Genomic DNA, 22721 nt, shown 5'->3' with positions numbered 1-22721 from the left:
TACCTAACTTTAATTTTTAACCTTAGTTCATTTCTTTTATCATATCCTGCTGACTACAGGTAAAAGAACAGTTGCAAATGTTCTTTGGCTCTAGCTACTGCGTCTATTTCGGCGAAGATGCTGAAAACATTATAGCCGTACTGTATAGATCTAATCTTGATTGACCGCGTAAATATCCATGTGGGAGTTTCTCAGGGAACAGGAGACAAGCTTAAAGAAATCCCTATACACTGAGATGTATATACGATAAGGAGGGAGCAACAGGGCAGTTACTCCAAGACGATCGCTCGTGGTGAAATTATTTTAATTCTCAGTAAAAAATCATAGCTTAACGATAGTTCACTTCTAATAGTTTTGCAACAGCTGCGGTATAATCAGCAAGTAAAAGTAATTATTCTAGTCAATGAGGCAAGTGAAGACTTTGAAGATGACAAGGCGTGGCATTGTTTTGGTGTTGAGAACAAGTCGCTAAAGGCAGTTATGGTAAGCAATAAATAAACTACAGCAGTGGTTTTGGGATTGAAATTTGGGATTGAAACACTGAAATAGATTAAACAAAATGACCAATGCAGGACAACCATCAACCATTGAGGAACGCTTAAGTCGATTAGAAACACTGTTTTCTAACGTTGGGGAAACTGTACTCGCTCAAAATAATGCAATTGCAGCTTTAGGGGCTAGCGTCCAACAAACTAATCAAAATGTTAGCGCTCAGAGCGCGACTATTGATGTGCTGGTTGCGAATATACAGCAATTAACCGAGAGTGTTGCTGCAGTAAATCAAAGAGTAGATTCTTTAGCCCAACAGACCAACAGCAACATAAACAACTTAACTAATCGTATGGATCGGCTAGCAGCAGAAGCAGCAGCCGATCGCCAGCAAGCCGCAATCGATCGCCAAGAATTTAGAACCGAAATTCGACGGATTTGGGAGTATTTGCGCGACAGGAACGGTAGTAGTAGTCCACCACAGGCATAAATTGGATTTGGCAAGTACCCACTACTTGCCATGATATCGCCCAGCAGGTTACAGTTCGCATTGATGGTGCAAAGACAGGTTCTGGAGTGATTATTGAGCGCCGAGGAAATATTTATACCATTTTGACGAACTGGCATATCGTAGAACAAAATGCGGGAAACTATACTGTTCAGACTAGCGATCGCAAAACACATCAGATAAACCCTAGGACAATAAAACGCATCGGTAATGTCGATTTAGCTGAGATGCAATTCACAAGTACAAAGAACTATCGGAAAGCAGATGTATCTTATGACAAACTCAATCCAGGTGCAACAGTTTATATTTCTGGTTGGGCAGATCCAGATAGAGTTAGTATAACACGCGAGTATATAATTTTACCGCAAGTCATTACCAGGGTTGTGCAAAACCCTAAAGATGAATATGCTTTGGTGTTTAGCACTCCTACTAAACCCGGAATGAGTGGTGGTCCTATTTTAAATGAACGGGGACGCTTAGTAGGAATTCACGGACAAGCGAGAATAGACGCAAGAACTGAGACGACGGATTTTTTAGGTATTCCCATCAAAACTTATTTAACTCTTCCCGCAAATACAGCGTTTGCAAATTCAAGAGAAACACCAGCACCGTCTCAACAACCAACTCCTCCAAATTCTAGTCCACCAAAAACAGTAGCACCACCTGTAGATCTGCAACCATCAGTAGCTAAAAACTCTCGTACTCAGTATAATCCACAAAGAAGGCCACAAATAGAACAACAACCAGAAACGGTGGATGCAAATGCAGTAAACGCACTCACCAATGATTTTACAGATGCCATGCAAGGCATAAATCCAACTGGTGAAGCTGCCTATGAACCTTATAAAAAAGCTGGTGAAGCCAATCAGCCTATGCCCCAGTGATAAATCTAAACCTTGTTACGCTTCTACCAACTCTACTGCATTGGGATGTGTTTCTTTAAAGATAAGCTATTCTGCTCAAAATGTACCAATTGCGAGATAATAGCAGACAAGTTAACTCCTTTACCATGAATTTTTAACAAAGTTTTAAAGAGGTGCAACCATGATTACGATTGCTCAAGATAGCGATTTAACACACCTTGAAAACAACCTGCTTCGACAAATCAGAATCAAAGAACATCAGTTGAAAATTGCCCGAGAATTTAATATGATCTACGTCGCTGAAACATTACAGAAGCAATTGTCAGAGTTAGAGAATCAATTGCCAGAGTCCTATAACCTTGATTTTCAAGCATTGATGAGTTTATTAGATGATGAAGGTTTGTAGTTTGTTAATACAATGTCTTATACACATTTAGTATTTCTTTTCCTCGATCTTACTGAAGAAAGCCAGAGGTATTTTGTTTTGTAAAATCACTCTCCTGCAATTGGTTCATCCAATTGGGTGAATGCTAAATTCGGCTTTGGACGGTACCCTGAAAATATAGCTATAAACGATAAGCGATCGCTTCTCAGCGCAAAAAAACATAAGTTTTTTACTCAAATCTTAACCGAACGCTGAAATACCGATCGCTTACATTTATACACCAACTGTAGCTTGTAATTAAGGTCAGAGAGTGGATGAACCCGTGAAAGCCCTGTATACACCAACTTCCCAACTAGAAGCATTCTCTCGGTTAGAAAGAATTGCAGCCAATTTACCGGGAATGATTTTTCAATTCCTCAAACGGCAAGATGGTTCCCGAACTGTTATATACGCCAGTTCTGGCTGTCACGAACTCTTTGAATTGGAACCAGAATTGGTGCAAGCAGATTTTCAGATATTACATAACATAGCTCATCCACAGGATGTCACAAGTTTTGAGCAATCTATAGCCGTATCTTGTGCAACAGGCGAACCTTGGCATTGGGAAGGTCGAATCGTGACTCCTAGTGGTAAACTGAAATGGGTTCAAGCAGCTTCTCGTCCGGAACGACAGCCATCAGGAGACATTATCTGGGATGGGTTAATTATTGACATTACAGATCGGAAACTCGCAGAAGAAAAGTTGCGAGAAAGTGAAGCAAGATATAAAGCTATTTTAGATGCAATACCCGACTTGATGTTTCGTCTCAGTCGCGATGGTAAGTATCTAGACTTTAAAGGTGAGGGTGCAAATGTCACCATTCCCAGACATGAAATCATTGGGAAGCACCTGCGAGATTTCTTACCTCCCGATGTTGTCTTACTTAGCCAACAAGCTATTGCCAAAGCTTTAGAGACTAAAAGTTTACAAACTTGTGAATATCAACTGCCATCACCACAGGGAATGCGCGATTATGAAGCACGGTTAGTTGTGAGCGGACAAGATGAAGTTTTGACAATTGTTCGGGATATTACCAACCGCAAACAAACAGAAGTGAATTTAAGAAGTTTGGCTGAAAAGTTTGCTAAAGTTTTTCGTGCTAGTCCAAATCCGATTACAATTAGCACGCTGTCAGAAGGTCGTTTTATAGAAGTCAATGATAGTTTTGTCGAACAGTCAGGATATCAGCGAACCGAAGCGATCGGTCGTACTGCTACCGAACTTAAAATTTGGGTGAACGATCGCGATCGCATTGCACTAGTACAAGAATTACAGAAAAAAGGTGTTGTTCGCAACATGGAAGCAGAATTTCGCCCCAAGTCAGGTGAGGTGAGAACGGGGTTATTTTCTGCTGAAATCATTTCTTTAGATGGCGTTCAATGCCTGCTATTTATCAATCACGACATCACCGAACGCAAAAGGGCAGAAATCGCCCTGCGTGAATCAGAGGAAAAATTTTTTACAGCCTTTCGATGCAGTCCCAATCCCATCACCATTCTTTCTCTTAAAGATGGACGCTATGTTGACGTTAACGATACCTTTCTCCAAATTACAGGCTTTCGTCGAGAAGAGGTCATCGGTCGTACTCGCAAGGAATTAAATATTTGGGTAAACCCCCAAGATTGTGCCACAATACACCAAATTTTACAACAAAAGGGGTTTGTTCGCAATTTAGAAACTGAATTTTATAACAAATCTGGTGAACCAAGGGTCGTTTTGTTTTCAGCCGAAGCAATATCTCTTGGCGGAGAACCTTGTATGCTTTGCGTCGCCAATGATATCACAGAACGCAAACAGGCGGAAGATTTAGTCCGGCTGTCAGCAAAACGCGATCGCCTTTTAGCACAAACCTTGGCGAGAATTCGTACCTCACTCGATCTCGACCAAATCCTGCAAACCACTGTTAATGAAGTGCGGCAATTTTTAGAAACAGATCGAGTTTTTATTGCTTTGAATGAGTCGTCCTCACAGTCTAATATTCTCGCTGAATCCGTCGATCCCAAATACCCATCTTTATTAGGTTGGAAAAGTGACGATGAAACACTTTTGGCAGAATTAAAAGGGTTGCTTGGCAGCAATCGGTTGCGCGTTGTGGAAGATATTACCCAAACAACAGTTTCAGATAAAGTTAAAAACCTCTACCAACAATTCCAAACCAAAGCCACCTTAGCTGTACCTATTATAATGGGTGAAGAATTGTTTGGCGCTTTGATAGCAAACCAGTGTAGCAAAACGCGATGCTGGCAGGCAATGGAAATTGATTTGCTGCAACAAATGTCAGAACAAGTTGCCATCGCAATTCAGCAAGCACAACTCTATCAACAACTCGCGCTTCTCAACACCAATTTAGAACGTCAGGTAGAAGAACGCACAGCACAATTGCAGCAGAAAATGCAGGAACTCCAAGAACTGAACCGGGTAAAAGATGTTGTTTTACACACAGTTTCCCACGAACTGCAAACCTCAGTCATGGTAACTGATGGTACTGAATAATTTGTTGGGGACAGGGGACAGGGGATTGGGGACAAGGGACTGGCGACAAGAGACTGGCGACAAGGAGAACTCACTCCCCCCTCCCCCTGCCCCCCGTCCCCTCCCTCCTCTATTCCGTGTCCCGTTTTATCCTAGAGAGAATGCTACAAGGAACGAGCGCCAACTACAGATGATAGAATCTTTACTTGAGTTGCATTCTAGCTCGTCACACGGCATAGTTCTCCGACCAAATAAAGTATCATTTAGTATATTAAATAAGGAGATAACCAAAAACTTGGCACCAATACTCTTACAAAACCAAGCAACTGTAAAAAATTTGGTTCCAAAGGGTTTACCATTAGTTATTGCCGATCCAACTAAATTGCAGAAAGTGGTCAACCAATGGATTACACATAGTTGCCAGCACAATCCACCAGGACTAAAATTTACTCTGAAAGCTGTAGTTCAGGATGATGTCATTCGATTTACGATTCAAGATGATGGTATCAGCATGAGTAAAATAGAATGCGATCGCCTGTTCGATTTGTACGTCCGCGATCCCCAAGCTCGATGCACCACAGGTATTGGCTTGAAGATGTTTCTGTGTCGGCAAATTATCAAAGCACATGGTGGTGAAGTTGGTGTTAGCAGTAACCGCAAGCGAGGATTAACTTTCTGGTTTACATTGCCTATAGCTAGTCTATCTTCATGAAAGGGGCGCTTACAGCAGTTTTCACCTAAATGAACCACACCGTTTGTAGGGGCGCAAGGCAAGAGCGCCCCTACGACTGCTGTAAATTGAGAATTGGGGAAAAAGCTACCTGTCAGGGATAGACTTTCAACCATCCTAGCCCCCAATCCCTAATCCCTAACCCCCTAGTAAAGATTTGGTCAAAGTAAATGGCGACCATATTAAAAACAGTACAAAAGAGTTTGAGAAAGATTTTTTGCGCTATCGACTTGCTAACACGTAGCCCCATAACTACTGAATATAAAGCATGGCGCAATCATTTTTTGTGGCAAAGATTGCATCTGGGACTTTGGATCGCCATAATCCTAGTTTTGAGCTTTATTTGCCTGAATATATACGACGTCTTATTTTCATTGAAAGATTTAACCAAGGTTCCCAAACAAATAAAACCTCTGCTTTTTGCCCTGCAAGGTGCCATGATGGTAGGCTTGCTGACTTGTCTCACCGTACATAGAACACAGTTTGGACGTCGCTATCCCGAAGTTGTGTTTTTGGGATTATCTTGGTCAATCACTCTCGTAGAACAGATTTGGGCAACATTCAACGGTTTTGCCATACCCGATTTGATTACTTGGTTTTTAATGTTTTTAAGCCAAGCCATACTCATACCGGTTCGATGGATTCTTCACTTAGTTGCTCAGCTGGGTGTAGTCATTTACTTTTTTGGTGTGAATACAACACTGGGATTGAAACTACCGCCGCCCAAAAGTCAGGAGTCAATCTACGACGTCGCAATGATTTTAGCCTTATTTTGGTTTTGTTTTATTTGTGACATTGGTGTATATCTGTACGATCGCCTGCAGCGTTCTGAGTTTTCTGCAAGGAGAGCATTGGAGGAAGCATATCAAAAACTCAGAACCACAGAAGCCAAGTACCGCAGTATCTTTGAAAACGCAGTTGAAGGAATTTTTCAAAGTACACCAGATGGACGTTATATTACAGCCAATCCTGCCCTTGCCAAGATTTATGGATATTTGTTACCTGAAGAAGTGACAGAAAATTTTACCGATATCGAACACCAACTGTACGTCGATCCCAACCGTCGTGCTGAGTTTATGCGTCAGGTGGAGGAGAACGGTAATATCTCTGAGTTTGAATCCCAGATATATCGCTCAGACGGCAGCATTGTTTGGATTTCTGAGAAAGCGTATGCTGTTCGAGATGAAAGTGGAAATATTCTTTATTATGAGGGTTTAATTGAGGATATAACCAAACGCAAACAAGCTGAAGAAGCGCTACAGGAACAGCTTGATTTTTTACAAGTCTTAATGAATACAATACCAACCCCTGTTTATTATAAGAACCTTCAAGGCATCTATATGGGCTGTAATAAGGCTTTTGAAGAAGCTTTAGGTTTTAGTAAAGAGCAAATCCTTGGAAAAACCGTATATGATTTTACATCAAAAGACATAGCAGATAAGTATCATCAAGCAGATATGGTATTGCTTGAACAACAAGGAGTTCAAACCTATGAAAGCAATCTTGTCTACAAAGATGGTGTGCAACATGATGTGATATTTTACAAAGCAACATTTTCCAAGGCAGATGGAACGCTTGGTGGTTTGGTGGGGGTTATTTTGGACATCAGCCAACGCAAGCGCACTGAAGAAGCATTGAGAGTCTTTTTCCATGCAGTTTCTCACGATCTACGCAATCCAGTGTTGGGAACTTTGATGGTGCTAAGGAATTTGTTAAAAACAGGGGAAATAGGGCATCGGGCATCGGGCATTGAGAATAAAACCGATGCGCCATTCCCCATGCCTAATTCCCAAATTCCAGTACCCCGCTCTATTTTAGAACGAATGGTACAGAGTAGCGATCGCCAATTGAGTTTAATCAACTCTTTGATGGAGGCGCATGCCAGTGAAGTGCAGGGTATTTTGTTGCAGCGCCAATCCGTACAACTCTCTGCTGTGGTGGAAGCTGCGATTGCAGATTTAGAAGCGATACTCCAAGAAAATCAAGATACTGTCACAAATCTGGTAACCGCAGATTTACCACTCATCAACGGCGATCCAACACAGCTGTGGCGGGTTTATACTAACTTGATTGTCAATGCCATTAAGCACAATCCCCCAGGATTAGATATTACCTTGAGTGCTACGCATGAGGGCGATCTCATTTATTGCACCGTTTCTGATAACGGTGTGGGAATGACGAAGCAACAGTGCGAGAGATTATTTGAGCTTTACTTTCGAGGTGAGAGCGCTCGCAATTCTCTCAGTTTGGGATTGGGATTGTATATGTGTCGGCAAATTATTACTTCCCATGGAGGGGAAATTGGTGTGAAAAGTATCCAGGGTGCAGGAACATCCTTCTGGTTTACATTACCTTTGTTTGAGCATCCAAACATCACCCCAGCACAATTATAATTCGTACCAATTTAATGAACGCTGATGCAGTTTCTATTCACATTATTGATAATGGTTTGGGTATCAGTGAGGCAGTTAGAACCCGTTTGTTTGACCCCTTTTTTACTACTAAACCTGTTGGCAAAGGTACGGGGCTGGGATTATCCATCAGTTACCAAATTATTGTTGATAAACATCAAGGTACACTCGAATGTTACTCCACCCCAGGTGAGGGAACAAAATTTGAAATTGTGATTCCACTCCAACAGAAACAACAGCACAAGTCGAGAAAATTTTGATTCAAATGGCAATTCCTCATCTTTCTCCTCTGCGTACTCTGCGCCTCTGCGGTTCAAAAGTCATTTATTTAACCGCAGAGACGCAGAGTACGCAGAGGTAAGAGGAGAGAAGGCTATTGTTTTTGTGAAAAGCGGTAGAAGAGAAAGTGCTCTCGCTCTGACATTTTCTCACTAGATTGAGTAGGACTCATAACTCTTGTTTCTTTATTGGTATTTGTCAAAGCAACAAAAATTTGGAATGCCAAAGGTGTCCAGATCAAAAAACAAAGTAACATCAAAAGCCCTATCAGTATTTTAGAGCGAGTTTTTTTTGGCTTTGGTAGCTCCGATTGATTGCTACAAACTATCTGTGGAGACCAAAAATGATTATTAAATTCATAGTAACTCATATCTGCACCCTCTGTTAGCTTGTCTAATATTTAAGTATGTCCAGTAACCTTGACAAAATTTAATACTAATGGTAAGAAAAACAAAATAGATGAAAGCATACCAAAGTTGTATTCAAAAAAATAACTTTGGAAGTTGACTTTTTACGAAAATTATCAATTACCAACAATCGCTAGTGGTTTCACTCTCGTTCCCAGGCTCCGCCTGGGAACGAGGTGACAGCCGATCAAAACTTTTGTGGTGAACCACTTGTCCCTACGGGAACACTGCTATATAAGTTAAAGAGCAAAAGTGAGGAAGTTGTGGAGAAGTAATTTTTTACCAAGAAAGCTATAAAATAAGCTCTGGCAATTGCCAGAGCAGCACCACTCCTTGCTAATGTGTGTATCTAAGTTTACACCTAAAATTGCAAAATTGAAATCAGTGTTTGTGCTGGTTTTACTTTGTAGACTCGTTTTAACAAAAAGGTGGTATTTCCCATGCTGTCAGAGTTGTATCATTTCAGCCAGAGTTTTTAAATTGGGAACTTCTAAATCTGGGTTGCTGACAGCAGCTACAGTCGCACCCAAACCTTCTTTCCCGAACCTGCGATTCACCCAAACTGTCGATAGCCCTAAAGATTTGGCAGGAACAATGTCATGGTAAACGCTACCTGCAACGTGTAGAATTTTTTCAGAAGGAATGCCAAGGCGGGCGATCGCAACTTCAAAGTTTTGCAAAGAGGGTTTGTAGCTTTTTACCTGTTGGGCAGTAACGACTAAATCCAACTCAACTTGTAAATGCTTTGCTGTAAAAGCAAACAAGTCATCATCGACATTAGAGATAATTGCCAATTTCAATCGCTTTTTCAGAATCTTGAGGGCTTCAACGGTGTCTGGGAAAGGTAGCCAGTGTTTAACAGAGTCAGCAAGTGCAGTTAACTCAACAGAAGAAGGTGTAAAGCCGAACTGTTCGCCAAACTTTTGCACAACTCCCTGGAGAATATCTTTGTACTGACGATACTCTCCCTGTTCGAGTTGAGATTCAAAACGCGCAAACAATTCCAGAATTCCATCCTCACTCAGTTGAATTTGATGTGCATCCAAAACAGGTTGCAGTGCTTGTATAACCCCTGTCTCCCAATCAATGAGAGTTCCGTAGCAATCAAAAGTTAAGACTTCGTACTGATTCAAGTCAATCATGAGGATTTGGGATTTTGGATTTGGGATTTTAGATTTGGGATTTGGGATTGAGCAAAGGTTTTTCCTACGTAAGTTGTAACAGACCCCCAACTTCTTAAAGGATACAGCTGGTCAAGGGAGAGTAACACCCTAAACCTGTTACCAATGTCTTGGAGGTAATATCCCAAACGAGGCGTGGACGAAAAACTATGATATTGAGTCGGCTGATAACCAGTTGACGCCCGCACCACAAGAAATTTTGGGAGATTTTTTATGTAGTACACCGTTCCATTGTCTGGAGTCTCAAACCCTAACAACAACCTCAATATAGTTGACTTCCCACTTCCCGTTGGTCCCACGATCGCGACAAATTCTCCAGGTTCTGCATTAAGGCTGATCTCATTAAGTATCGGCAATCCATCGTCACGGTAGCGAAAGGTAACGCGGTCTAGGGCGACGCGACCGTTCAAAGGACCAGGGTCTGCCTTGTTTGGATCGTACTCCGGTTGTGCAAGTAAAATGGGTTTTGCCCGTTCCCATAAGGGCACTATTGCCAAAATGCTGGTCAAAGTATTGCTCAGATCGCTCACTCCCCCAATAAAAATGCCCAAGGCAGCATTAAAAGCTAAAAATGTGCCCACTGTCAACCCCGACTCTTGAGCGATTCCAATCGACTCAATCGCAATCCAAAACAACAGCCCTGAAGTGGCTAGGAACAGTACCTCATTAAACACAGAAACATTGTCTTGAATCAGTTGGAAACTAGCCTTGAGTCGGGAACGCTTGCTATAGTAATCTGCCCAAGCTGCAAACGCTCGTTCTTCTGCCATTGCTACCCGTAGTTTGGCTACCCCATTAATCAGTTGTACGGTTAGCCCGTGAATCTCCCCATCCAGTTCTTGCTGTTGTCGCAATTTATGTATGACTAGCAAGCTAGCAACAGTGGTGACAATAGTTGTGAGCAGAGCTATACTTACTCCCACTAAAGCAAGTTGCCAGCTGTAAACAAACATCAGCACTCCATTGAGTAAAGCAAACAGTGCGCTCAATAAAGTGCGTTGCGTTCCCCCCGACAGTATCTGACGAATCTGGTTCACTGACAAGGTGCGATTTACCAAGTCACCAGAGGAATATTTGCGAAAAAATGCCGGATTTAATCTCAGCAGTCTGTCCCAAATCGCAGGCTGCAACGCGCCACTTGCAGCACTTTCGATTCGTAGTGAAATAATACCAGAGGACATTGCAAACGCTGTTCTTCCCAACAAGAGTGCAAACAATGCTAGCCCTATTTGCCCTAACAAACTGCGATCGCTATCTGGAATCGCATTATCTACTAAAAGAGCGGTAGCGGCTGGCACTATCATTCCTAGAACAGAGCCAACAATCCCAGCTACCAAAACTAGAATTATGTCTTTTTCATAACCGTTAATACCAAACTGGAACAACTGAATGACATTGTTGACAACATTGGGTAAAGGTCGGTAAAACTGGTATGCTTCGAGTGCTAGGGTTGCCGCGATTACCTTATCTACAGATGTCCGTGTGCGCGTTACTGGATCGAATAAAATATAACGGTTGCCTGCTGGCAACAAAGCCACTGGAAGCTGTTCTTCTTGAGTGTAGGCTAACAGAGGACCATACTCATGAAGCCACCAGCTACCCTCTAGCACTACACGGCGGGTACGAAATTGGGAGGAACGCGCTAGCGCCTCTACCGGATTTTTAACTTGACTGAGGTCGTCTGAGTGCGCTGGCGGAATAATCGTTATCCCCATTGCTCTTCCTACGGCTCCCGCCGCCACTAGCAGTGGGGTTCCAAGTTGAAAAGATGCACTTTCTGGCTGCGGTTGCAACACAGAAGCTAATTTAGAGAGCGCAGAATTGACTACCTGACGATTGAGTTCCTCGAGTTGTTGAAATTGGCGAAAGGCTGTCTCTGTTTCCTGCTGTTGGAAATTCTTTAAACAGTCTCTGAATTCAGAATGTAAATCAGCTAAAATGCTTGGCAAACAAGCAGCATTTTCTGGTCTTACTAAAAATAAATAACGCTCAAAATTTACTGCTGTCGGTTCCGTTCTGAATATCTTATTTAAATGATTTACCCAACCCCGTAAAAGGGCAATCGCTTCTGCTGAACCCGTCGCCACTAGGCTTACCAAATCTGGAATGGAAATTTGGGATAATTCTGTTGCCGAGATGGCTACTGCTACTAAACTCAAAGATTCTGGATGACTTGTTGCTGCATCAAACAAAGCTTCGAGAGCACCTACACTAAATAGATAACGGAGATGCTCGTTCTCAGCCGCTTCTGTGAGGCGATCGGCTCTTGGCTTGACGTCAAGCCAAGAGCCCTTTTCTCCCATCCCTTTGGGATCGTCGCCCTCTGGCATCTGTGAGGTGACTTTCGTGACAAACACTGCTATTGAGCCAGTCTGCACGACCCATACTTTTTCTGGGTCATCTAGCAGTAGTCGTTCATTTGCTTTCAGGCGATACAGGACTTCCATATATTTACAATCGGATCTCAAGTTGCCATTCTCATCGAGACGTTCCACCTTCAGAAGCGACATTGGGCGACAAGCTCTTCGACTTAGGGAGAAAGTTTGGAAGTTAATTGACAGAATATAACTAGAATATTTGATGTTTGTCAACCAGCTATCAGTGGATTGACTAACTAAAAACTATTGTGTAAGGTATGTTTTGGATTCCAAATATATGCTGAGAATATAATTCAGGAGAATTTACGTGCTTAAAAAAATCACCCAACAAAAAGCTTCAAAAGCAGTTGAAGCTTCCAAGGGACAAGAACTTTTAGTGGAGCTTGACGATGCAGATTTAATCACAGTAGTGGGGGGGGCGAGTGTTGATGATGACGTTCAAGTCAAAGTGCCGAATGTGGGGAACATATCTTTGAACTTGTCATTACGCGTACTTAAGGACACAGGTCTTCTCAAGATTGATGAAGCTGTTAAAATCACCGCTCCGGGGGGATTAGAAGTAGGGGTGGGTCAGAACTCAAATAGTGTAAGTCTATAGCAGTTGTGCAATTTTGACGCGATTATTGAGCAGTTATCTTGAGCAGGTAGGCAAATATAAAATCATTTTTCAGAGCGCAACAATCTTGCATATTTCCCTCCTTCAAGCCATAACTGCTCATGAGTTCCTCGCTGCACGACTTTGCCCTGGTCTAATACAATAATTTCATCGCAATTGCGAATCGTGCTGAGTCGGTGAGCGATGACAATACAAGAGCAACCGCGCCGGAGTAAGTTCCTATCAATAATGAGTTCTGTTTGAGCATCCACCGCAGAAGTCGCTTCATCCATTACCAACACAGAGGGATTCCGAACCATTGCGCGGGCAATTTCTAAACGTTGGCGCTGTCCGCCACTGATGTTCATTCCCCCTTCAATCAGTTTGGCATCATATCCTCCAGGCATAGATTCAATCAAATCGTGAATGGCTGCGTCATGGCAAGCTTGTACTAAATCGGCTTGTGGGACTGTCAAATCCCACAGAGTAAGATTTTCTCGGATAGTTCCAGCAAATAGAAAGATATCTTGTTCTATCATTGCCAAAGAGTTTGCCAAAACAGAACGAGGAATTCGGTTTCTGGGTACACCATCAAAGCAAATATCCCCTGACCAAGGCTCGTAAAGACCGCAAACAAGCTTAGCAATTGTAGACTTACCAGAACCACTACCACCCACGATCGCCACTCGTTGTCCCGGCTTCAAAGTTAGGCTAAAGTTCTCAATCAAAGGGTTGTCCACACGGCTGTAGCCGAAAGTTATGTTCCGCAACTCAACATAACCCTGCAACCGAAACGAGAGTGGTAATTGGTAATTCTCCCTCTCTCCCTCCCTCCTTCTTTCTCCCCTCTGGGCTTCTGCATCAACTGGATTTTGCAGTACATCATCTAAGCGGTTTAAGTCAGCCTCTAAATCTTGCAACAAACTGCCGAAATTGACCAAACTGTTAACAGGCGCTAGGAAACTCGCTGTTAAACTCTGATATGCAACTAGCATCCCAATACTAAGGCTACCGTTCATCACCCGGAAGCCGCCAACAATTAAGATAGAAGCGGTGGTTAGTGCTGTTAAAAGGGTGGGTAAGATTGTCAGAATTTGAGTTTGTAAAGCCAATTCCTGCTGAGCGTTGAGTGCTTTGGCGTAGTACCCAGTGAATTTAGAAAATGAGTCTGATTCCAAACCAGAAGCTTTGATTGTTTCTATCGTTTGAATGCCCGCGATCGCCACTCCATTCACCTTACCATATTCTTGCGCCAGCTTCATGTTGGCATCCACCCGCGTTTGTGATAACCACTGGAGGGCGAAAAAGTTGATAGCAGCAAAACCAACAGCTACGCTTGTTAGTACAAAATCATACTGAAGCATAATTAGAAAGTAAAAGACCATCATCACCGCGTCGATGACCGTGGTGGCAAGGCGACCTGAGAGTATATCTGCTACTTTATCGTTGAGTGACACCCGGCTGCTGATTTCTCCTGCAAAGCGCTGAGCATAAAACCCAACTGGCAAGCGTAGAATATGCCAGAGAAACTGTCCTGACATCGTGACTGACAACTTCAGCATCAACAAGCGTAGGTAGGTAAGCCGCACTCTAGCTAGTAGTGCTCGCAGTATCCCAGTGACAACCATTCCTATTACCAGCGGTCGTATCCAGTCAGTTCGCTCAGAGACAAGAATTTCATCGACAAATACTTGAGTAAAACCGGGCACTGCTAACCGAGGAACTGTCAGTAACAGCCCAGCTAGGAAGCAGAACAGGATAGTACTGCGTGAGTGTTTCCAGCGTGAAGCTAAGGCAGTAATAATGTTTCTTTTTTGACCTCCAGTTTGAAAGCCCGGTCCTGGTTGCATCATTAAGACGACACCAGTGTAAGCACGGTCAAACTCTTCAAGAGAAACTGTCCGACGCCCTGTAGCTGGGTCGTTGAGGTAGACGCGGTTCTTGGAAAACCCTTCCACCACAAGAAAGTGATTGAAATTCCAAAAGACAATGTAAGGAGGAGGAAGGGTTTTGAGGCTTTCCAAAGACGGTTTGAAACCTTTGGCGTTTAAGCCATAGTTCCGAGCTGCTTTGACGATATTAAAGGCGTTGCTACCATCTCGCGAGACGCCACACTCGCGGCGCAATTCTGCCAAAGGGACAATGCGCGAGTAATAGCCGAGAATAATTCCGAGGGCTGCAGCGCCGCATTCGGTCACTTCGATTTGCAACAATGTGGGGGTACGGACGCGAGGAGTTTGAGATTGGGGTAGGATACTTTTAATGAATGCACTTGGCATATTCTTTTAATATATACCCGTCACTGAGCGTAATATTGGAATCATGTAAGAGATAGGTGCCACTTGTCCAACTTTGACCCGCACCTGCGTAGTCGTACCTGATGAAATTTTTAGTGCAGGACCTTTGGAAGAAGACCATTTGTAGCCACTGGTGGTACTTGGGTCTTCTTGTAGTTGGACTATTACTTGCATGCGAGCTGCGTGATTATTAGCAAGGCTACGAGCTAAATCTTCGTTGCCGACTTGCGCTGTCATATCTTGAGTAGTCACGGGAAAAGGAGAAACGTTGGTAACTACCCCAACAATTCCACCGTAGCGATCGCGCTTGACAACGCTGGGTATTACCTGTACACTCATGCCTGGTTTTATCTGTTTGCCATCCTTGTCGGCAAAGTAAACAAGACTGGACAGTTTAGTATTGGGGTTTTCGGCTTCAATAGTCCCGATCCGGGTACCAGCGCTAACAATTTGACCGGGGAGGACGCCAACTGACAAGATGCGACCATCATATTTGCTAATAATTTGACTCGACTGAGTTAATTGCAGTTTTAAGGAAGCAATCTTGCGTCTAACTTCCTGAATTTGATTTAATTTCCCGATTGATTTTTCTAAATCTTGTTGCACCAGTTTTGTTTTTTGAGCTTCAATATCTTGAATTTTGGTTTTAATATCGTCAATTTTATTTAGATTTTGCAGGTATTCCCGGTCTGCATTGGTTTTTTGAACAAGAATTTCTTGAATGTTATTTTTGATATCGTCAATTCTATTAAGATTTTGTAGATATTCCCGTTCCGTAGAGGTTTTTTGAACTTCAAGGTCTTTAAGTTGTGTTTGAATATCTGATAATTGCGTCTCTTGGTTCAATAAATCCTGCACAGATTGCAGCACCACATCCTGACTAATCACTTTCTGTTGAAAGAGATGACGACGAGCTTCAACTCGTTGTTGCAAAGTTTGCAGCAATGAGCTAATTTTTGATGAGCGTTTTAAAAGACTTTTGCGTTTTTCTGCTAGTGCGGCGAGAGTTTGTTTGTACAACAGTGGCGAGACATTTTCTCTTGACAAGCTTTGCTCAAGGCTTTGTCGTTTTTGCTCTAACGCTCTGATAGTTTCGGAGTGTAGCGTTGGTGCTACTGACTCTCGACGCAGGCTTTCTGAAAGGTCTTTTTGCTGCTGAGAGAGGGTTCTTTGTGACAAAGTTATTTGTTGCTTTTGCAGTCTATCTATGTTTTGCTTCTGAACAAGCAGTTGTGCTAACTTTGCTTTCTCTTGTTGTAGTTGTTGCTGAATATTAGATTGATCTATGGTAGCGAGTACTTGACCTTGCCTAACGATATCTCCTGGCTTGATGTTCAAGGTTAACAATTGACCGCCACCAAGTGATTGAAATTGTACCACATGACTCGGTCGGATCAACACGCCAGAACCTGTGACGGTGAGTGGAATTCGCCCGATTACACTCCAAGTACCTGCTACAAATACCAATAAGCCCATAGAAGCCAAGGGTACCCAAGCGTGACGGCTTGTTAAGAGCATCAGTCGGTCAAGCTGCTCTGGTGAGTTCAAGTGTTCTAACGCTTTTTCACGGAAGAGTTTGTTCGCTTTATTGGGCATCTTCTAGAATAGTGGACTTACGCAATAGTTGGGTGCGATTGCCCAAGAGGGACTCCTAATAGCGATCGCACTATGATTGCTATACTAAGTATACATTTAGTCCTCAGCAAAATTTGAGCAACCTCAATCTTGGCGTATTGGTGACAACTTAAGAAAAAGGTAATGTTGTCACCAATTGGTAACGAGGTGGGGGGTCTGACTCTTCAAGAGCCAACAGTATCCTTAAAGAAGTCGGGGATCTTGCAGCCCGTATTAAATTTGCTTATAAGCACGAAAGATGAGAAAACCCGGTTTTGTCGTCAACCTTTCATAAGCTTCCGGGTAAAGCCGTTTGCACTCCTCTGTTGGATGTGGCTCGATAATTTGTTCTATAGTAAACCCTGTCTTGGTGAGTGCAGCAGTCATTGCGCTGAGGGGACGGCGATAAAAACGCACGCGCAGTGGTTTACCGCCGTACCCTTCCCAAGAATCTTCTAGTAACTCCGTGGCGAAGTAGTTTTCCTTTTCAAACAAAAGAAAATCCATAAACGGATGATGCGTGGAAAACTGCAGCAATCCTTTGGGTGATAAAATGCGGTGAAACTCTCTAAAAACGCTTTCCCAATCTTGGATATAGTGAAGGGTTAAGGAACTCAGGACAATATCAAAGGAATTGCTACGCAAAAAAGTGAGGGGTTGGTTTAAATCGGCTTGGTAAACTTGAGCGCGATTTTGCAGTCTTTGTTTTGTTAAGTCTATCATTTTGTTGCTGATATCAATTGCGACAACATCAGCACCGCGATTTACCAACCATTCTGTATAGACTCCCCCCGCACAACCTGCATCTAAGACACGCTTGTATCTTACTTCTGGTAACAAAGAGAACATAGCAGGTCTTTCATAATAAGCATTGTAAGCATTGGATTCAGTACGGCTGACATACGTTTCTGCAAATGCTTCATAGTCATTAAATGCTTTGTTACCTTGTATGCTATCTAGACTCATAATACTTTCCCCTCTTTGCTACTGATAAGGCTACCAGTTAGCGTTTCGGGTTTTTCAGAATTCTAAATCTTAGGTGTAAATTTTTGCAACAGAGATTTTTTGATTTGTTTGGTTGTACTTACCCAAGGCGTTGGTTGACAAAATTCGATATTTCCCGCATAATATATTCAGTCGTACCAAATTTGAAAAAAAATCGAGCCGCCAAAAGCAAAAAAAGGTGAAAAAAAAATAGAGAAGAGAGTTAAGGGGCAAAGTGTAAAGAAGCTTTAATTTATTGCTCTGGAAAGTACGACTCGAAACCCAAAGGGATAATCCTCGGAGTCCGGATGAGCAACATAGCGAGACGCCGAACGGCAATGCCTAGGAATGCTTCTCCAGAAACCGCTGCGAAGCAATTTCACGATATTTTCTTGATTGTCATTATCTAATGATTGTTCCCAAGTTTTATTTTTGATGGAGGCACCTTCATTAGTATTTGTGCAACTTAGTAGCACACCACTCCAAAACATTTCCGTGCATATCAAATAGTCCAAATACATTTGCTACTTGAAAAGTGCCTACAGGTGTCGTTTGTTTTCGATATTGTCCCTTTGAACCAGAACCGTAAGTATAGTTGCAATGTAGGTTTTGCATAAAAACACGCAATTACGTAGGTTGGGTTGAGGAACGAAACCCAACATTCTCTCGTTCCCAGGCTCAACTGGGAACGCAGACAGCCAGGCTCCGCCTCGCACTTTGTGGTTAGAGCACAGGAGGCGGAGCCTCCCGTAAGGCATTCCCAGGCGGAGCCTGGGAACGAGGTGACAGCCCAGACTACTAGTTCCAAATACGGTAAACACAGCGCCGCCCACCTGCAACGATATGCTCGGTTCTTTCAACCACAGTATTCTCACCTAAAACAGTTTGGAACATTTCTAGTTCTTTGCGACAAAGCCCCGTACAAGCAGTCGCCGCAGCACAAATGGGACAGTGATTTTCCACAAGTAAAAACGAACCATCTTCCTCTTGTTGAACTTCAGCCATGTATCCTTCATCAGTTCGTTTTGCAGCTAATGCTTCTACCCGTTCTTGGAGAGAGCGATCGCTCGGTACTTGCTGGCGATACTCTGCAATTTGTTGGCGAGTTCTAATTTCTAGCAAACGCTCCAGCCCTTCTTCACCAAAAGCTTCTGTCAGAGATTGAAGCAAGCTGAGAGTCAACTCTGCGTAGCTCTCTGGAAACAGGTGATTCGCAGCAGAAGTTAATTGCCATATTTTTGCCGGTCGTCCCATTGAACGCTGTTCTTCCTGGTAGGTGACTAAATTTTCTTCCTGCAATGCATAGAGGTGCTGGCGTACCGCCATCGCTGTGACTTTCAAGTAGGAGGCTAAAGCATGAGCGTCCATTGGTCCCTCTTGCTTCAGCAATTTCAAGATAGCCCGTCGGGTGCGGATAGTGGCTGATTTATTGGATGATTTACTCTTCATAAGACTAATCTAAAGAAAAATCTTTATAAAGTCAACCAACGCCTTTATTCAGAATTATTTGGATTCAGCATGGCGGTGAGGAAATTGCGAACGAACAACAAAATTGTTAAGTTACCAGAATTCCTGGGAACCATATATCTGACACTTGCTAGGAATCGTCATATAATAAAATGCCGTTACACAACCATGCACAAGTTTTATTCAAAAAATTTTTGATAGTTTTTTTGCCAATGTCCGCTTTGCTTGCTCTTGTACTGGGGGGTCTCTATTACGGCAAAATCCGGGCGGAGAGAACTGCCATGAAAACCAGTGAAATCCGTAAGGTGAAAATGCAAGCTAGAGTCATAGTAGGAAACTTTAACTTGGTTGTCTCGGATTTGATGGTTCTGTCGGAACAAATAGAACTCCAAGAAATCTTGGCAGGAGCTAATGAGCAAACCTCGACGCTTGCTGAAGAATTTTTATCTTTTTCTCAACATAAAAAGCTTTACGATCAAATTCGGTTTTTAGATACTACAGGTAAAGAAATTGTTAGAGTCAATTTTAACAGCGATTGCCCAAATATAGTCCCTAAAGAACAATTACAAGTTCAACTTAAGCGCTACTGGTTTTATGATACTTTAGGTCTGAATAAAGGAGAAGTATTTATCTCTCCTTTAGACTTAAATATTGAACGAGGAGAAGTTGAGCAACCAATAAAGCCGATGATTCGTTTTGGGACTCCTATTTTTGATAATCGCGGGCAAAAACGAGGTATTGTTATACTGAATTATTTTGGAAAAAAGCTACTTGACTCTTTTGTTCAAGTAAGCTTTGGTACACCCGGTCAGTCAATGCTTCTCAATGCTGATGGCTACTGGTTAAAGGGAGCAAAAAAGTCTGATGAGTGGGGGTTTATGTTTCCCAATCGTCAAAACTATACTTTTGGCAAAGTGTTTCCTGATGTATGGAGGCAAGTTTCTCAAAGCGAATCGGGACAATTGCAAACTCCTGAGGGATTGTTTACTTACACGACAGTTTATCCACTAGTAGAAGGGCAAAAATCAAGTACTGGTTCGGGACAAGCTTTTACACCCAGTAAAAATCAAATAGCTCATCGCTCTTACTACTGGAAGATTGTCTCACAAGTTCCAGCAGAAGCTTTCGAGCTTAGCTCAAATGGATTATTTATTGAATTACTATATCTTTATATAGGTTTGGTAGGTTCGACGGGAATTGGTTCCTGGATACTAGCAAAAGCAAGTGTCAATCGTCAGATGACTGAGATAGAATTAAGCAAATCTCAAGCTCGCTTGCTAGAACTTGCCGAACGAGAAAATTTGTTAAAAAGATGTCTATCAAGTCATATTCGTAACTCCCTAGAACTCAACACAATTCTAAGCACCGCAGTCGCTGAAGTTTACAAGCTCCTACAGATAGATCGATGTCAATTTTTATGGTGTTATATAGAAGATGAATCTATCCGGTTTGAACTGAGCCATGAGGCTTGTCGTGAGGATTTTTTGACCCCGCTTGGTTCCTCTCCTATTGAGAAGGTTGAAATGTTAAGCCAAGCAATTATTCAAGAAAAGTTTTTGCAATTGGATAATGTGTTGACAGATGCACGGTTGGATAGTGTTAGTCGAGACTTTTTGTTAAGTGTGGGCTTGGCATCTTTAGTAGCAGTGGCAATTTACACTCATTCCAATCGGTTGGGAATTCTTGTTTGCCAACAAACGAAAGATGCCCATATTTGGAGCGATAATGAAGTGGAACTAATTTTGGGAGTGGCAGATCAATTAGCGATCGCAATTGACCAAGCGGAGTTATATAATCAAAGCCGTGCAGCCACAGATGTTGCTACCATCCAAGCCGAAAAACTTCAAAAAGCTTTACTGCAACTGCAACAAACTCAAGCCCATCTGATTCAGACTGAAAAAATGTCTAGTTTGGGTCAACTTGTAGCTGGAATAGCTCATGAAATTAATAACCCAGTGAATTTTATTTATGGTAATTTAAACCATATCAAACAAGATGTACAACAGTTGCTAGAACTGATCGAACTTTATCAAACAGCTGATGTTACACCCACTCCTAAATTACAGGCATATCTGGAAAATATAGATCTAGATTTTATCACAGAAGATTTACCGAAAATGATAGCTTCCATGAAAATGGGTTCCGAGCGCATTCGTCAAATTGTTCTATCCTTACGGAACTTTTCTCGGCTAGAAGAAGCAGAAATGAAGTCTGTCAATATTCATGAAGGAATAGAAAGTTCTCTGTTAATATTACAACACCGTCTTAAAGAAAAAAGTCCCAAGATTGAAATTGAAATTATTAAAGAGTATGGTAACCTACCCAAAGTAGAGTGCTATCCCGGACAACTCAATCAAGTTTTTATGAATTTACTTAATAATGCCATTGATGCTATAGAAACGTTATTGGTCATGCTACCTTCATCAATTAACAACCAAGGAAAAATTGCGATCGAGACTGAAATCTATGACTCCAAAAATATCTCTGTAAAAATAAAAGACAATGGAGTCGGTATGAACGAGGAAGTAAAAAAAAGAATTTTCGATCCTTTCTTTACAACTAAACCCGTAGGCAAAGGAACTGGATTGGGTTTATCTATCAGTTATCAGATTATTACAGAAAAACATCGAGGAACTATTGAGTGTCTATCGGAACAGGGAAAGGGAACAGAGTTTTGGATTAAACTTCCCGTGCAGCAAAGTGGTTCATAATAAGGAATATTACATCAGGAAGTGATGTTACAGTTTTTTAATGCGTCTGAGAACTCTTTCTGCTTTAATCTCTGTAGGTGGTTAGGTTAAAGCTTATCAAGAGAGTGAAACGGGGTTAGCGTGATTGGAATTGTCATTGTCTCTCACAGCAAACAACTGGCAGAAGGAGTCCGGGAACTTGCAGCACAGATGGCGCAGGGTAAAGTCCCTCTAGCTGTGGCTGCAGGAATTGACGATCCAGAGAATCCGCTAGGTACAGATGCCATGCAGGTTTATGAGGCGATCGCATCCGTCTACAGTGACGAAGGTGTCGTCATTTTAATGGATTTGGGAAGCGCTTTGATGAGCGCGGAAATGGCGCTAGAGTTTCTCACTACGGAACAGCAACAGAAAGTCCATTTGTGTGAAGCCCCACTTGTTGAAGGAGCAGTCGCCGCCGCAGTCGCCGCCGCATCTGGCAGCAATATACAGCAAGTGATGGCTGAAGCGAGGGGGGCATTAACAGCAAAAGCGACTCAATTAGGTGTAAACACCAGTCCATCATTTGTTAGCAGCCAAGAACAAACCACAAATAACCAAGAACAAACTACCAAAGAAATACACCTAACTATCCGTAATAGATTGGGATTACATGCCCGCCCTGCTGCTAAATTCGTTTCAACAGCCGCTCGATTTCAATCTCAAATTTTAGTATCTAATTTAACAATAGGAACGGCAGCAGTACGTGCTGACAGTATAAACCAAGTCGCCACATTGGTTGCACGTCAGGGGCATAAATTAGCGATCGCAGCCACTGGTGTTGATGCAGATGAGGCACTAAGCGCATTACAGGCACTCATTGACAGTAACTTTGGCGAGCAAGAAACCCCTCTCCCCCACTCCCTACTCCCTACTCCCTACTCCCTACTCC

Annotated in this window: 15 protein-coding genes and 1 pseudogene; 9 read left to right on the top strand and 7 right to left on the bottom strand. The window is 42.5% G+C overall.

The genetic code is table 11. From position 1 onward, the window contains the following. The first annotated feature begins 559 nt into the window (after positions 1-559). The 6 genes and pseudogenes from F7734_RS46505 (at position 560) to F7734_RS46480 (ending at position 8158) form a co-directional block, all read left to right on the top strand. Entirely contained in the window at positions 560-979 is a 420-nt protein-coding gene (locus F7734_RS46505) for a hypothetical protein (RefSeq protein WP_155751111.1), read from the top strand. After that, positions 976-1881 (top strand): trypsin-like peptidase domain-containing protein, encoded by a 906-nt coding sequence (locus F7734_RS46500; protein WP_166482580.1) that lies wholly within the window; start codon positions 976-978, stop codon positions 1879-1881. The genes F7734_RS46505 and F7734_RS46500 overlap by 4 nt, the downstream gene beginning before the upstream one ends. 160 nt (positions 1882-2041) lie before the next feature. Beyond that, the gene (locus F7734_RS46495; protein ID WP_155751109.1) at positions 2042-2266 is read left to right on the top strand and encodes a hypothetical protein; all 225 of its coding nucleotides are present in this window, start codon (positions 2042-2044) and stop codon (positions 2264-2266) included. A 289-nt stretch (positions 2267-2555) separates the two neighbouring features. Then, positions 2556-5469 (top strand): annotated as a pseudogene (locus tag F7734_RS46490) (PAS domain S-box protein). A gap of 188 nt (positions 5470-5657) precedes the next feature. Then, positions 5658-7880 carry a PAS domain-containing sensor histidine kinase gene (locus F7734_RS46485; RefSeq protein WP_155751108.1) on the top strand — a complete coding sequence of 741 codons (2223 nt, stop codon included), beginning with the start codon at positions 5658-5660 and terminating at the stop codon, positions 7878-7880. A gap of 14 nt (positions 7881-7894) precedes the next feature. Continuing rightward, complete coding sequence (locus F7734_RS46480; RefSeq protein WP_155751107.1) at positions 7895-8158, top strand: ATP-binding protein; 264 nt, start codon at positions 7895-7897, stop codon at positions 8156-8158. Positions 8159-9030: 872 nt separating this feature from the next. On the opposite strand, the gene F7734_RS46475 is transcribed toward F7734_RS46480, so the two are convergent. Both F7734_RS46475 and F7734_RS46470 read right to left on the bottom strand, forming a co-directional pair. Then, positions 9031-9726 carry a haloacid dehalogenase type II gene (locus F7734_RS46475; RefSeq protein ID WP_155751106.1) on the bottom strand — a complete coding sequence of 232 codons (696 nt, stop codon included), beginning with the start codon at positions 9724-9726 and terminating at the stop codon, positions 9031-9033. Further along, positions 9723-12275 carry an ABC transporter transmembrane domain-containing protein gene (locus F7734_RS46470; RefSeq protein WP_155751105.1) on the bottom strand — a complete coding sequence of 851 codons (2553 nt, stop codon included), beginning with the start codon at positions 12273-12275 and terminating at the stop codon, positions 9723-9725. The genes F7734_RS46475 and F7734_RS46470 overlap by 4 nt, the downstream gene beginning before the upstream one ends. Before the next feature lie 175 nt (positions 12276-12450). On the opposite strand from F7734_RS46470, the gene F7734_RS46465 reads away from it, so the two are divergent. Continuing rightward, the gene (locus F7734_RS46465) at positions 12451-12741 is read left to right on the top strand and encodes a hypothetical protein (protein WP_155751104.1); all 291 of its coding nucleotides are present in this window, start codon (positions 12451-12453) and stop codon (positions 12739-12741) included. A 62-nt stretch (positions 12742-12803) separates the two neighbouring features. On the opposite strand, the gene F7734_RS46460 is transcribed toward F7734_RS46465, so the two are convergent. The 5 genes from F7734_RS46460 to F7734_RS46440 form a co-directional block, all read right to left on the bottom strand. Beyond that, complete coding sequence (locus F7734_RS46460) at positions 12804-15017, bottom strand: NHLP family bacteriocin export ABC transporter peptidase/permease/ATPase subunit (protein WP_155751103.1); 2214 nt, start codon at positions 15015-15017, stop codon at positions 12804-12806. Positions 15018-15023: 6 nt separating this feature from the next. After that, positions 15024-16631 (bottom strand): NHLP bacteriocin system secretion protein, encoded by a 1608-nt coding sequence (locus F7734_RS46455; RefSeq protein WP_155751102.1) that lies wholly within the window; start codon positions 16629-16631, stop codon positions 15024-15026. Positions 16632-16883: 252 nt separating this feature from the next. Further along, on the bottom strand, positions 16884-17615 hold the full coding sequence (locus F7734_RS46450; RefSeq protein WP_155751101.1) for a class I SAM-dependent methyltransferase: 732 nt from the start codon (positions 17613-17615) through the stop codon (positions 16884-16886). A 468-nt stretch (positions 17616-18083) separates the two neighbouring features. Next, entirely contained in the window at positions 18084-18248 is a 165-nt protein-coding gene (locus F7734_RS46445; RefSeq protein WP_155751100.1) for an SUMF1/EgtB/PvdO family nonheme iron enzyme, read from the bottom strand. Positions 18249-18431: 183 nt separating this feature from the next. After that, positions 18432-19082: a metalloregulator ArsR/SmtB family transcription factor gene (locus F7734_RS46440; RefSeq protein ID WP_155751099.1), complete on the bottom strand. Its 651-nt coding sequence runs from the start codon at positions 19080-19082 to the stop codon at positions 18432-18434. Positions 19083-19381: 299 nt separating this feature from the next. Here F7734_RS46440 and F7734_RS46435 point away from each other — a divergent pair, with 299 nt between their 5' ends. Beyond that, on the top strand, positions 19382-21811 hold the full coding sequence (locus F7734_RS46435) for an ATP-binding protein (RefSeq protein ID WP_166482579.1): 2430 nt from the start codon (positions 19382-19384) through the stop codon (positions 21809-21811). 120 nt (positions 21812-21931) lie between these two features. Next, a partial coding sequence (dhaM, locus tag F7734_RS46430; RefSeq protein ID WP_166482578.1) for a dihydroxyacetone kinase phosphoryl donor subunit DhaM occupies positions 21932-22721 on the top strand: 790 nt, incomplete at its 3' end.

The sequence above is a fragment of the Scytonema sp. UIC 10036 genome (assembly GCF_009725235.1).
This window is presented reverse-complemented; position numbering and strand designations above follow the sequence as displayed.